We start from the raw sequence: 12,759 nt of genomic DNA, 5'->3' as shown, positions 1-12,759 counted from the left end.
ATAGGGGAAAAGCATGCAGGGAGGCGGTCTGTTTGACTTCGAATGATACGCTGCAGCTGGCGACCTTCGCCGGCGGCTGCTTCTGGTGTATGGTCAAGCCGTTCGACGAGCTGCCGGGCATCGTCTCGGTAGTGTCAGGTTATACAGGCGGGCACACGGAGAATCCGACTTATGAAGAGGTAGGGTCGGAAGCTACCGGGCACCGGGAGGCGGTGCAGATTGTCTATGATCCGGAGCTGTTCCCGTATGAACGGCTGCTGGAGATCTATTGGCAGCTGATCGATCCGACGGATGACGGTGGGCAGTTCATGGACCGGGGGCATTCTTACGCTCCGGCGATCTTCGTTCACAATGAAGAGCAGCGGAAGCTGGCGGAGCTGTCGAAGGAGAGGCTGAAGGCCAGCAAGCGCTTCAAGGCGCCGATTGTGACGCCCATCCTGCCGGCTGCGCCGTTCTATCCGGCGGAAGCGGAGCATCAGCAGTATTACCGGACCCATCCGCTGGATTATAAGCTGTATCAGAAGGGCTCGGGCCGTGACGACTTCACAGCGCTGCACTGGAACAGCCGTGAGGATAAGAAGCGGCTGCGGGGGCAGCTTACAGAGCTGCAATATGAGGTCACCCAGAACAAAGGCGCGGAGCCTGCCTTCCAGAATGCGTATTGGGACCTCTTCGAGGAAGGCCTCTATACGGATGTGATCAGCGGTGATCCGCTGTTCAGCTCGGCAGACAAATTCGACTCCGGGACAGGCTGGCCCAGCTTCACGGGTCCGGTGGAAGAGGGGATGATCCGGCGGGAAGCCGATTACAGCGGCGGACAGGTGCGGACCGTGCTGCGCAGCAGGTTAAGCGGAGCTTATCTGGGGTATTTAACCTTTGACGGCCCGGAGCCGGCGAAGCAGCATTATCATATCTATTCTGCCTCCCTTCAGTTCGTCCCCAAGGCAGAGCTTGAAGACAGAGGGCTGGGTCGGTATGTGAGACTCTGAAGCTATGGGTCTATTTATAGCTGCCTTGAGCATATGCTGAATCTATAGTCCTGTCCACAAAAGGGGTTGAAGATTTGGCGGGTGCACTTTTAGGCAGCTTTTTGTCTGCCATGGCAACGGTGCTGGGCGTTATTCCTATTCTGTTCGTAAGGCGGCTGTCCGAGCTGTGGAAGGATGTGCTGGTGGCCTTCACGGCCGGGATCATGGTCTCTGCAAGCACCTTCGGGCTGATGCCGCAGGCAATCAGAGAATCGGGTATTACTGCACTGACACTGGGGCTGATTACCGGCGTATTGCTGCTCGATCTGATCGAGAGTCATATTCCGCATATCGATGTGGAGAATAAGCCCGGCCTCAGCAATCTGGATTCCAAAGCGCTGCTCGTCATGATTGCGCTGTTCATTCATAACATCCCCGAAGGGCTTAGCACAGGCTTCAGCTATGCCAGCGAGCAGACAAGCCTCGGCCCGATGGTGGCGATTGCGATTGGCGCGCAGAATATGCCGGAAGGGCTGATTCTGGCAATCTTCCTCATGAATGCCCGCGCCAGCCGGCGTAAGGCGTTGACGATAGCAGCGTTGACCGGTCTGATGGAGATGGTGTCGGCTGTGATCGGATATTTTACTGCCAGCTATGTACAGAATGTGGTTGGATACGGACTGGCGTTCGCTGCCGGAGCGATGCTCTTCATCGTGTATAAGGAGCTGATCCCGGAGAGCCATGGCCACGGCTTTGAACGGCCCTCGACGTATTCGTTTATCTTCGGGCTGCTGGCGATGGTCTATATTACGCAGTTTTTTGGCTAGACTGCTTCAGCGGCAGTGTCATTTGCATCTGCCTGCCGCAGCCGCTATACTATAACGCAATCCCCGGTTCCTATGGAGAAGGAGTGGTGACACGATGGTTAGACTGGAATGGGAAGCTGTATTATCCTTCGTATTATTGATTGCTTCATACCTGTGCTTATACGCGGCTATTCAGAAGCGGACGAATTTCGCCCGCTACAGCATGACGGTTCTCCTGATAGCCAGCGGAGCGCCGCTGGCCGTGATGCTGATTCTGGAGAGCAGAAGGGAAGCGCTGGATGCCAATATCGGGCTGGGCATGGCGTTCCTGCTGACCTGGCTCATTACCGCAGTGGTATTTGTAGCTGCATTGATTACGTGGATAGTTAAGGCAAGGAATCGCGCTCATAGGTAGACAATAAGAAGCTAAGCAAAAAATAAGAAGCTGTCCAGAGACTGTAATGCCTACAGTTTCCGTACAGCTTCTTCTGTTAGCCGTAAGGCCGCTCTACACGTGTAGAGTATACCGTCCTGCCTTGCTGGAATCCCGTACAGCTTCAAGCTCCAGTGTAGAGAGCGGCTGCGAGCGGGCAGCCGCCATATTCTGCCGCAGCTGCTCCAGGCTGCTGGCCCCCGGGATTACGGCGGCTACCGCCGGATCGGCCAGCGGATATTGCAGCGCGGTCTGCGTCAGCGTCCGGGTAAGGGTGGTCTGGCTCATCAGCTGCTCATGCAGGGACGTGAGCTCGGCCTCCGTATAGTTCAGGTATGCCCGCTGTGCCTTGCTGCGGCCATGATCGGTCAGAATGCCGCTAGCCAGCGGCCCCCGCGCAATCAGGCTGATGCCCGCGCGGCCCAGCAGCGGAAGAATGCTGTCCTCCGGGCGTCTGTCGAGAATGCTATACTGGCTCATCACGCTGACGATGCCGGAGCGCTGCACATATTCCCGGATAACATTCGGCCGGATGGAGGAGATGCCGTAATGCCGGATAACCCCTTCCCGCTTCAGTTCCTCGAAGGCTTCAATCGTCTCTTCGATATCATCCTCCAGCGTTCCTCCGTGCAGCTGATACAGGTCAATATAATCGGTCTGCAGCCTGCGCAGGCTCTCCTTCACAGCGGAGCGGATATAGGCCTTGGAGGCATCCCAGCTCCAGCCTTCCTTGCCGGGAATTCTGCGGTTGCCCACCTTGGTCGCCAGGATCACATCGGCGCGGCGGTGCCGGATGGCCTGACCGACAATCTCCTCATTGCGGCCCTCATCGTAGAGGTCGGCGGTATCCAGGAAGTTGATTCCGCGTTCGAGCGCTTCGTGGATAATGGCGGTGGCCTGCGCTTCCTCTGTCCCCAGCGACATGCAGCCAAGCCCCATGGCACTTACATGTAAATCGGATTTCCCCAATCGGTTAGTCTTCATCGGATGTCCTTTCGTTACGCAGTGATAGTTATTGATGGTTATGAATGAGTTCATTATAGCATTCAGGCACACCGTAAGCACTCGGGCGGGACCGCTTCAAGGTTCAATGGGTACAGCATCAGGTTTAAATTAGTGAAAACCATTTTTTGCAGCGCCCCGAGTAGCGTACCCACTCATAGGCGATAGGCTTAATTGTATTTTGTACAACTAAAACGCCTGGTTTGCTCCCCAGTATACGTTTAGCTGTATTTCGTACACTTAAAATCCCCGCTTTCCCGAGTTTCCACCCGTTGGGGCAGATTTAGTTGTACAGATTACAGCTATAAGGGGCAAGCCTTCTTTTTCGCTTTTTTTAAGTGTACATTCTGCAACTATCCCTGAATGTCTACTTGGAACTACACGCCATAAAGCACTGATTAGTTGAAGCTCTCCCGCCAACCCAATGTTCTATTGCACCAAATAACCAACTGATTGTATTTCCTGCAATGGAAACCTCATATTTTGCTGTGAAATGGGATTCTACTGTATTTCGTACAGCAGAAAGTTGCATTTCAGGTGAAAAATAGCCATTGCTCGAGATTCAACTGTACAGAATACAATAGAGCCTAGGTGATAGCCGTTTTTACAGCATTCTATGGTACAAAATGCAATTGCTATTGTTCTAGCTAGTACAGCATCAGGTGTTTAGCTACAGGAATGAAGCATTCGCGTGATAAGGTCTGATCATTGTCATATTCACAAGATTAGCTCTGATGATGTACTAGTTAGGGAGATCTGCACAAAAAAAGAACCCTGCACCACCGCGAGCGGTGGGCAGGGTTGCCGTCATAATCTGTGCTCTGTGATCTGTAGGTTCGGCAGGTGCAGTATCCGCCCCGGCTTATCCGCGCAGAATTGTCTCAATCTGCTCCAGCTCTTCCGCGCTTAGCTCAGGCGCATTCAGTGAAGCTACGGCATCCTCGATCTGGCTGATCTTGCTTGCCCCGATCAGTGCAGAGGTCACCTTGCCGCCGCGCAGAACCCACGATAAGGCGAGCTGGGACATCTTCTGTCCGCGTGCCGCCGCAATCTCGTTCAGCTTGCCAACCTTGGCAAGCACCTCAGGCGTGAGCTCCTTCTCCGAGAGGAAGACACTCGGACCGGCTGCGCGGGAATCAGCTGCGATGCCGTTCAGGTAGCGGTCAGTCAGAATCCCCTTTTGCAGCGGGGAGAAGGCAATGGTGCCGATGCCCTCTTCCTCCAGCACATCCTGCAGGCCGTCCTCAATCCAGCGCGACATCATTGAATAGTTCGGCTGATGGATCAGGCACGGCGTGCCTAGGCGGCGGAGAATCTGCGCGGCTTCACGCGCTTCCTCCGGTCTGTAGTTCGAGATGCCGACGTACAGCGCCTTGCCCTGGCGTACCAGCAGGTCGAGGGCAGACATGGTTTCTTCCAGCGGCGTATTCGGATCTGGACGGTGGTGGTAGTAGATGTCTACATAATCCAGCCCCATCCGCTTCAGGCTCTGATCCAGACTGGAGACGAGATACTTCTTGGAGCCCCATTCACCGTAAGGGCCGGGCCACATATAGTATCCTGCTTTGCTGGAGATGATCAATTCATCGCGGTAAGGGGCAAGATCCTTCTTCAGCATCTGCCCGAAGCTCTCTTCGGCAGAGCCGGCGGGCGGACCGTAGTTATTAGCGAGGTCGAAGTGGGTGATTCCTAAGTCAAACGCCCGGCGGACCATAGCGCGGCCGTTCTCGAAGACATCATTGCCTCCGAAATTATGCCACAGCCCGAGGGAGATGGCCGGCAGCAGCAGGCCGCTGCGTCCGGTGCGGTTATATTTCATCTTGTCATAACGTTCAGGATTGGCGATATACATATTGGATTCCTCCTAAATTTAAGTTGTGCGGGACTTCATACCTCCCTAATTGTAGCGGATAAACGCTTTCAATCGTATGTCAGCATGGATGATTTTTATAGCACAATGTCCGTATCTGCATGGCGGAGCCGGTATTCTTTGGGCGAGCAGCCCTTCACCTTCTTGAACATCCGGGAGAACAGCAAAGCATCCTGATACCCCACCGATTGCGAGATCTCCCCGATGGTGCAGCCGGTCTCCGTCAGCAGCTCGCAGGCCTTGGACATGCGGAATTGGAGCAGATATTGCTGCGGCGGCAAGCCGACCGTCCGCTTGAACAGCGCCGACATATATTTGCGGTCCAGCTTCAGGGAAGCGGACAGGCTCTCCATCGTCACATTCTCGGCGTAATGGGCTTGAAGGTAATGCAGGCACTGCTCGACATAGACACTTCTGCTGCGCGGAGCCGGGCTGTCGGCAGCCGGGACCGTGCGCAGCAGCAGGGAGAAGAACTCATAGAGCATCACCTTCAGCGGCAGGTCCAGCAGCGCTCCGCTGCTCCCCGTCTTAGATAACCTGGCAGACAGCGAGGGCATCAGCTCCTGATCCATCGGGAACACCGGCTGCTCCGGGGTAAGCGAAGTTCGTGACAACAGATAGGCCGCCTCCTCCCCGGTAAAAGCAATCCAGGAATACAGCCAAGGATCATCCTGATCTGCGGCATAATGTGTTACCACATGCGGATAAGTGAGGAAAGCCTGCCCTGCGTTCAATGTATGGGTGGCTTCACCTACGGTTACCGTGCCGGTTCCGGCGTGTATGAAATGGATTTTGTACAGGCTGCGCACCCCGGGTCCGAACGAATGACCGGGTGCGCACTGCTCCTGGCCCCAGTAATGCAGATATAAGTCAGGATTGGCCCGGTGAGGGCGATGGGCGTTATATTTGAATACAGTCATGCTTGCAGCCTCATTTCCTAAAAGGATGATGGCACTCCTAATGAACATATACCTCTAGTATACCTCAGAAGGAGGAGGACCGGACAACCGCAAATAGTCCCAGCCCGGGGAGGGGAGGGACTGAGAGTATGAGGCTGAAGGCAGACTGGCTGGTGCTGCTGGGAATCAGGCTTCCATTTTGAGCATAACCAGCTCTTCTACCGGCTGTCCGTTCACCAGATGCTCCTCCACGATACGGGCCACATCCTCCGTTGTTACATTGTAATACCAGATCCCGTCCGGATACACGATGACAAAAGGGCCGTTGCCACATAGGCCGAGACAGCTGGTTTTGTTGATTTTGACCGTCTTGTTGATCCCCTGCTCCACCAGCTGCTCCTTGAATTCCTGCATGACATCCTCTACATCCTGGTTATTGCAGTGCTCACTGCAGCAGAAGAGCAGATGCTTCTTAAGTACCTTCAGACGCATATTCATCGCGGTTTCCCCCTGGATTCTATAAGAGTAGCTTACCTGTTATACGAGGAGTATAGTCCCTTTTGGCGGTGATGTAAGGAGATTAGAGCATTGTTCCCAAAGGCTTAATAACTGCCATGAACCGGAGAATTCAGTGTAATCTAAGCTGACCTCAACCCACTGAATTTGTGGGAAATGTGTCCGGCGGGCAAATTCCTGTTTCATAAATTTTTTTGCGGAACCCGGCTCAAGATTGAAAGTTACCAGTTTCGCGGAGAAGGGTTTGGTTAAGTAAGGGATGTGAAAGTAAAGAGAGAGTTAAACCATTAACAACCTAAATCAGCTACCAGGAGGGAATCGTTATGAATAAGAAAATTGTAGGTGTGTTCCATACCGAGCATGAAGCATCACGGGCCATTGAAGACTTGAAGGCGCACGGCTTTCTGACAGAGGATATCTCAGTGATAGCAAGAAATAAACGTGATGTGGAAGCGATCAATGATGAGACGGGGACCAAGGTGCCGGAGGGCTTGGCTACCGGCGCAGCAACAGGCGGCTTGCTCGGCGGTGTGACCGGACTGCTCGCAGGCATCGGCGCGCTGGCAATCCCGGGAATCGGGCCGATTATCGCAGCGGGGCCGATTGCAGCCACCCTGACAGGAGTAGCCGTAGGAGCAGGAACGGGCGGTCTGGTCGGCGGTCTGATCGGGCTGGGGATTCCGGAGGATGAAGCCGCCAGCTATGACAACTATGTGGACGAAGGCCGCATTCTGGTTATGGTAGATGCAGATATTGCGCGCGAAAAGGATGTCTACACTGTATTCCGCAACCATAATTCGGCGAACGCTGACCATTATATGAGGGATACCGGTCCTGCGGGTACGGCTGCTGATATGAATGCTCCACGGGACTCCGTGACAGACGCAGTGGATGCGGCGTTCAATGGCTCAGGTCTGGAAGGCCGGCATGATACGGGGCTGGATACGATGAATTCGGCCACCGAGCATGATCTCCCGGAGCGAAGCGCAGTGGAGGATATGAAGCGGCCGGGCATGACAGGGGATCTGTATTCCGGCACGCGTAACGGTATCGACAAGATGCCGGATCATACCGCGGAACGCAGGCTCCAGGATGAGGAGGATCGGCTGGCACAGGAAGCCGCCAGGCACGAGGGGGCACGGCCTGGCAGCCTTGTTGATGAGAAGGCGAAGGATGACAGCGAGCTGCTCAGAAACCACGGGCGCACCCGTTAAGCGGCGAATGAACAGCGGATGACGCATGAGCTTAGGATGATGAACGGCACATAAGATGACCACAGACAAGGGTTTCCCGAAGTCCCGCCGGACTTTAGGGAGGCCCTTGTTTTGCGGTGCGGATCCAAACCTATTAACACTGTACATGATATAACATGAAATGATGTTTTCGCCCATAATTAGACACCAAAGTATTTTATAACAATATTTGGTATGTTAAGCTTGTAGTAGGAAATATATGGAGTAAACGAACATATTGTTAGTATATTTTCTTTTATTACATAATTTTGTATTTTTGTTTTATTAATATTGAAAGGAGGTGAGAAGAACTATGTCAAATATTAGGCCGCCGAATGAGAAAAAAAGGTTCCTATATACCCCCATATCTTGACCCTGAGAAAGTTTTGGACTGGGTGGATATCTAAGAACCTATGTAGCATTGTACATTCTAACTTTATCTGTGTAAACTCAAAAAATGAATAAGGAGAGATTCATAAATGTTCAAAAAACATACATTAACTTCAATAGCAATAGTAGGAGTACTTACCTTAACTTCCTTAACACCAGCCATGGCTGCGAGTGTCAATGGAGCAACAAGCGGTTCAGTGAAATTAACCAATGCAATGATTACTCCGTTCGCAAGTACAAGTGTGGGTGGAGGAACCTGGAACTACGGAACTGAAAAAGTCGGAAATCAAAAACATGTATGGTCACTCTATGACCATTCAGAGTTGTCGCATAAAGCTTCGACTAAATTAGGAAGTGAATCTCATACAAGTGGTTGGAAATATGCAAAAACCACAGCTAAATCCGAGATCTATGGTAACAAAAGCAGCACAGGATATGCATACTGGGATGTCTATAAAAAATAATAAAAGTCATCATTAAAATGATGTGATATTCCACTTTTGAAGTGGAGTATCACACCTTTTTCTTATAAGGAGATTGTTGAACTTGAAAAAAATATCCTTACTATTTCTGGTAGCAGCTTTTTTGTTTTCTTATTATACTGCATATCTTCAAACGGATTATGAAGAATTTGAGAAGGTTAAGAATATAGAACAAACCGTTGGCAAAGAATTTGTAATTCCGAATTTACCCGGATTTGCAAGTCCTGAAGAGGTTTACCCGATATTAGCTTCAGCAGCAGAGGCTTCCAAAGTGAATATTTTACGAGCCGGTATTAATTATAAAGAGAACGATGAAGTAGAAATTTTTAAATATATACTGCTAACAACCAGCACAGATCTTTTTAATCATTTTAAGCTTAAACAGGGAAGATATCTAACAATAGCAGACACCAAACAAACTAATTTCTATTTATCCACAGTGAATTTAGAAGGTAGTCATCAAATTGGTCAAATCAGAGATTTCGGAGATAACAACAGAATCAGCATAAAGCCGTTGCAATCATCTTATGAAATTTTTCCTGTTCAAGGAGCATACTATGCAGAAGCAGCTGACGACAAAGTTTTTAATGATTTTATAAACCTCTTTGCGGATAAAGCGAATAAGTATTTTAACAAAAATGATATTATTTTTACTGCTAATGATTTTGTAAAAGATTCAAATGATGATGAAGTACGCAGTGTTACTTTTCCCTGGATTACCATTTTAACTTATTTAAGCTATGCAATTTATGGAGTTGCAGTGGTTTTACTTATCTATTACTTGTTCAATGAGTCCAGAAGAATAGGAATACTGAAAATGCATGGCATCTCAAATGTTCGTTTGTGGTATATTCTGGTGGGAAAACTTATAACATTTGTATTTATATTTTCTGTTGCAATTTCACTGCTTCTAGCCCTACTAGTAAACAATACAACTTACATATTTATATACACAGTGATGTTTAACCAGTTTAAAGTTTATGTCCTACTGATCATCCTTTCACTAATTTCATATTTGTATATTATGAGAATTAAGATAATTAGTATCATTAAACATTACAAATACACGAATCATATATTTGTGTTGAATATGCTTATTAAGGTTGGTTGCTCCATCCTTTTGGTCTTGATAGGACTTTCAACATGGTCGGAATATACATCTATTAATGATAAGCAGCATGAATTAAAGAATTGGGAGCATAGTAAGGACTACGGTGTACTTTATCTGGTAAACAACGGCTACGACGGAGATAGAATATTTGGAAGTGATTCCTTATTTGAATTAACTTCGCATGATGAGCTTTATTTTATGCTGAATAAGATGGGGGCAATATTAATAGAAACACAAAGTTATGAGGAAGATCAACTTCTTTTAGACAGAAATTGGAAAGGGATACGCTCTATAAAGGCAAACAATAACTACCTGCAAGAGTTTCCAGTCTTTGATATCGATCATAAGGCTGTACAAATCTCTGAGGATACGAGTGATTGGGTATTGTTGGTGCCTGAAAAATACCGGGACAAGGAAAAAGAAATATTAAGTTTCTTTCGAAATATGAGAAAAAACAATATGGAAAATGATCAGGGGTTTTATAAAAAAGAAATTCCTAATCGTCTAAAAAATCAAAAAATTGATATCAAGTGGATTAACAATAATCAAAAGATATTTAGTTTTAATCCGAAAGTATTTCCTTCTGAGAATAATGTTATAGTTGATCCAATTATTGAGGTTGTAACAGAGTACAATAGTGTGCTCACAGACAGAGATACCATATTAGGCCGGGGGCCGGGAGATCCTTTAAAAATAAAACTGATGAATAGAGATCCGCTGTTAACGTATAAAATGCTGGAGCCTAAGTTTAAAGAATTGAAAGTGGACGATAATTTAAAACACCTGGTTACGATTGATCAATATATTTTAGAGGAAATTTACCAAAAGGAAATTGCAATGAAGGAAAGCCTCCTTACTATTGTGGGACTGGTGTCAGGTTTCATCTTGCTTACAACTCAGAATATTATAATTTATTTCAACAAAAACCAGCATAAGCTTATAGTCCGAAGATTATTTGGTACAGGTTTTTTCAGAACTTATAAGGAATACGTAATTTTATTCTCACTCGTATGGATAGTTCAAATAGTGATTTGTAGTGGTATGAATAGAGGAATTGAGCCTAGAATGCTAATAGTAGCAGCTATTTTGCTATTGTTCGATTTTATAGCTTCCTCCATAGCAATTTTGCTCATAGAAAAGAAAAACAAAGTGAAGGTTTTAAAGGGGGGGAATTAAATATATGAATACTATATGTGAACTTGTTGATATATGTAAAAAGTATAACAATCATACAGTCATAGATAATATAAATATGACCGTCTCAAAAGGAGAGATGGTTGCTATTACAGGGAGAAGCGGTTCGGGTAAGACTACCCTATTGAATATCCTCGGATTACTTGAAAAGCCTGATAGCGGTAAGATTAAATTGTTTGACGAGAAAGATCAGAGAATCGGTCCCCTCCGTAGAAATAGGCTTCTCCGGACAAAAATTTCGTATCTGTTTCAAAATTATGCATTAATTGATAATGAAACAGTTGAGTATAACTTGGAAATACCACTTATGTATTCTAATGTAGGAAAGAAAGAAAAGCGAAAAATGAAAATGGCTGTACTGGAGCGGATGGGTCTAGAAATTTCACTTAAACAAAAAATACATGAACTTTCGGGTGGAGAGCAGCAAAGGGTTGCTATCGCAAGAATTCTATTAAAACCTTCTGAAATGATATTAGCTGATGAACCTACAGGCTCGTTGGATGCGGAGAATAGGAATGAGATCATGAGGATTCTAAAAGAGCTCAATGACGAAGGAAAAACGATTATAATCGTTACCCATGATCAATATGTTACTGAAGTATGCAGTAGAATTATAAAGCTTGAGTGATGAGGTGAAGCCCGTGAAGATAACAGAACAGCCTGTATCCCTTTAAGTCGGGGTGCAGGCTGTTTGTGTTTGGGGAGAAGCGCAGCAGTTACTCCTGAACCAAGGGTTCAACGCCTGCTTTTGGCAGAACGGGTATTACCGGTTTAGGCTTGAAGAACAGCTGCTTCAGTGCGCCGGCATTCACAAGGATGGTTCCGAATATAATCGTGAACACGCCAAGCAGCGTTACCCAGGTGACTGCTTCGTTATAGAACAGGAAGCCTACCCCAACGGCAATCGGCGGCGAGATGTACAGCCAGGTGGACGGAAAAACCGGATTCGTCTTGGAGACGAGCCAATAGAACAGCGTATGTCCGACCATGGAGCCGACAACGGTCAGGTAGAGCAGGGAACCTGCGGTTTTAAATGACAACAGGAAGGACGGGTGCAGCGGCTCAGTGAACAGGGAGATGATGAACAGCAGCGCTCCGCCGTACATCATCTGGGCAGCGTTCAGAGCCACGGGGGACTCGCCGGAGAAGGTGGTGATTACTTTTTTGGAATAGATTGCCCCCGCCGCGTAGCAGAGTTCCCCAATCAGCACCACCACACAGCCGATCAGCCACAGCGGGGTAACGTCAGCCGCCAGGCTGGGCAGCACCAGCAGCAGGACTCCGGTGAACCCGATGATACAGCCGAGCAGGGAGTAGGCGGGAGCTTTTTGGCGCAGGAAAACCGTCTGCATCAGCAGAATCATCATCGGTCCGGTGGCTGATAATACGGCAGCAAGCCCGGAGGATACATATTGTTCCGCCCAGTAGAGCGCGGCGAAGGTGCCGAAGGTCAGGGCTGCTCCTGTGAGCAGCATTTCCTTGCGCAGCAGCAGGGAGAAGCGGGCTTTGCCTCTAAGAACCATGAACAGGAACAGCACCGCACCCGCCACGAAAAAACGCAGACCCGCAGAGAAGAAGGGCGGCGCTCCGGCGTCTACGCCGATTTTGATGGCCAGGAAGGTAGTACCGAAGATCAGACATACAAGTGAATAAGCTAACAGAATCATGGTTCAGTTCCCCTTTGCGGTGGTAATGTGCCACCCTCGTACAAGATTTCAGTTAATCATAGCCTCATAGGCACAGAACAGATTGGAGATAGTAGAACAGTTGCGGGAGGGAATGCTGTACAATAAGGGCAAAGAGAAGTTAGCGGCTGGGCGTGCGCGGATATGTAGAAGTCGGCAAGCGTCAGAGGG

11 protein-coding genes and 1 pseudogene are annotated in these 12,759 nt (G+C 48.6%); 7 read left to right on the top strand and 5 right to left on the bottom strand.

Annotated features, from left to right (window positions below; all coding sequences use genetic code 11):
• Positions 1-32 precede the first annotated feature (32 nt).
• From msrA to NSS64_RS23190, 3 genes are all read left to right on the top strand, one after another.
• Complete coding sequence (gene msrA, locus NSS64_RS23200) at positions 33-989, top strand: peptide-methionine (S)-S-oxide reductase MsrA (RefSeq protein WP_341141675.1); 957 nt, start codon at positions 33-35, stop codon at positions 987-989.
• A gap of 74 nt (positions 990-1,063) precedes the next feature.
• On the top strand, positions 1,064-1,795 hold the full coding sequence (locus NSS64_RS23195; RefSeq protein WP_340943704.1) for a ZIP family metal transporter: 732 nt from the start codon (positions 1,064-1,066) through the stop codon (positions 1,793-1,795).
• 94 nt (positions 1,796-1,889) lie between these two features.
• A complete protein-coding gene (locus NSS64_RS23190; RefSeq protein WP_036723218.1) occupies positions 1,890-2,189 on the top strand; it encodes a hypothetical protein in 300 nt (99 codons plus the stop codon).
• A 93-nt stretch (positions 2,190-2,282) separates the two neighbouring features.
• Here NSS64_RS23190 and NSS64_RS23185 read toward each other — a convergent pair whose 3' ends face one another.
• From NSS64_RS23185 to NSS64_RS23170, 4 genes are all read right to left on the bottom strand, one after another.
• Entirely contained in the window at positions 2,283-3,191 is a 909-nt protein-coding gene (locus NSS64_RS23185) for an aldo/keto reductase (protein ID WP_341141674.1), read from the bottom strand.
• A gap of 880 nt (positions 3,192-4,071) precedes the next feature.
• Positions 4,072-5,061 carry an aldo/keto reductase gene (locus tag NSS64_RS23180; protein WP_341141673.1) on the bottom strand — a complete coding sequence of 330 codons (990 nt, stop codon included), beginning with the start codon at positions 5,059-5,061 and terminating at the stop codon, positions 4,072-4,074.
• Between the two features lie 95 nt (positions 5,062-5,156).
• Positions 5,157-5,999 carry an AraC family transcriptional regulator gene (locus tag NSS64_RS23175; protein ID WP_341141672.1) on the bottom strand — a complete coding sequence of 281 codons (843 nt, stop codon included), beginning with the start codon at positions 5,997-5,999 and terminating at the stop codon, positions 5,157-5,159.
• A 165-nt stretch (positions 6,000-6,164) separates the two neighbouring features.
• Positions 6,165-6,476 carry a (2Fe-2S) ferredoxin domain-containing protein gene (locus NSS64_RS23170; RefSeq protein ID WP_341141671.1) on the bottom strand — a complete coding sequence of 104 codons (312 nt, stop codon included), beginning with the start codon at positions 6,474-6,476 and terminating at the stop codon, positions 6,165-6,167.
• A 341-nt stretch (positions 6,477-6,817) separates the two neighbouring features.
• Between NSS64_RS23170 and NSS64_RS23165 the strand changes: the two are divergent.
• The 4 genes and pseudogenes from NSS64_RS23165 to NSS64_RS23150 all read left to right on the top strand — a co-directional run.
• A pseudogene (locus tag NSS64_RS23165) lies at positions 6,818-7,312 on the top strand (general stress protein); the annotation flags it as partial.
• Between the two features lie 893 nt (positions 7,313-8,205).
• Complete coding sequence (locus tag NSS64_RS23160; protein WP_340943696.1) at positions 8,206-8,580, top strand: lactococcin 972 family bacteriocin; 375 nt, start codon at positions 8,206-8,208, stop codon at positions 8,578-8,580.
• A gap of 82 nt (positions 8,581-8,662) precedes the next feature.
• Complete coding sequence (locus NSS64_RS23155) at positions 8,663-10,885, top strand: DUF1430 domain-containing protein (protein WP_341141670.1); 2,223 nt, start codon at positions 8,663-8,665, stop codon at positions 10,883-10,885.
• A 4-nt stretch (positions 10,886-10,889) separates the two neighbouring features.
• Complete coding sequence (locus NSS64_RS23150; RefSeq protein ID WP_340943691.1) at positions 10,890-11,531, top strand: ABC transporter ATP-binding protein; 642 nt, start codon at positions 10,890-10,892, stop codon at positions 11,529-11,531.
• 88 nt (positions 11,532-11,619) lie between these two features.
• On the opposite strand, the gene NSS64_RS23145 is transcribed toward NSS64_RS23150, so the two are convergent.
• Entirely contained in the window at positions 11,620-12,570 is a 951-nt protein-coding gene (locus NSS64_RS23145) for a DMT family transporter (protein WP_341141669.1), read from the bottom strand.
• Positions 12,571-12,759 lie beyond the last annotated feature (189 nt).

The sequence above is a fragment of the Paenibacillus sp. FSL H8-0122 genome, assembly GCF_038005345.1.
GTDB lineage: Bacteria > Bacillota > Bacilli > Paenibacillales > Paenibacillaceae > Paenibacillus_AQ.
Note: the sequence above shows the minus strand (reverse complement) of the source record. Positions and strands in the feature narration are given on the sequence as shown.

Excerpts from the sequence above, each read along its gene's own strand:
- NSS64_RS23145 (WP_341141669.1), bottom strand. The coding sequence starts at position 12,570 with ATGATTCTGTTAGCTTATTCACTTGTATGTCTGATCTTCGGTACTACC.
- NSS64_RS23185 (WP_341141674.1), bottom strand. The coding sequence starts at position 3,191 with ATGAAGACTAACCGATTGGGGAAATCCGATTTACATGTAAGTGCCATG.
- NSS64_RS23160 (WP_340943696.1), top strand. The coding sequence starts at position 8,206 with ATGTTCAAAAAACATACATTAACTTCAATAGCAATAGTAGGAGTACTT.
- NSS64_RS23170 (WP_341141671.1), bottom strand. The coding sequence starts at position 6,476 with ATGAATATGCGTCTGAAGGTACTTAAGAAGCATCTGCTCTTCTGCTGC.
- NSS64_RS23180 (WP_341141673.1), bottom strand. The coding sequence starts at position 5,061 with ATGTATATCGCCAATCCTGAACGTTATGACAAGATGAAATATAACCGC.
- NSS64_RS23175 (WP_341141672.1), bottom strand. The coding sequence starts at position 5,999 with ATGACTGTATTCAAATATAACGCCCATCGCCCTCACCGGGCCAATCCT.
- NSS64_RS23190 (WP_036723218.1), top strand. The coding sequence starts at position 1,890 with ATGGTTAGACTGGAATGGGAAGCTGTATTATCCTTCGTATTATTGATT.
- NSS64_RS23150 (WP_340943691.1), top strand. The coding sequence starts at position 10,890 with ATGAATACTATATGTGAACTTGTTGATATATGTAAAAAGTATAACAAT.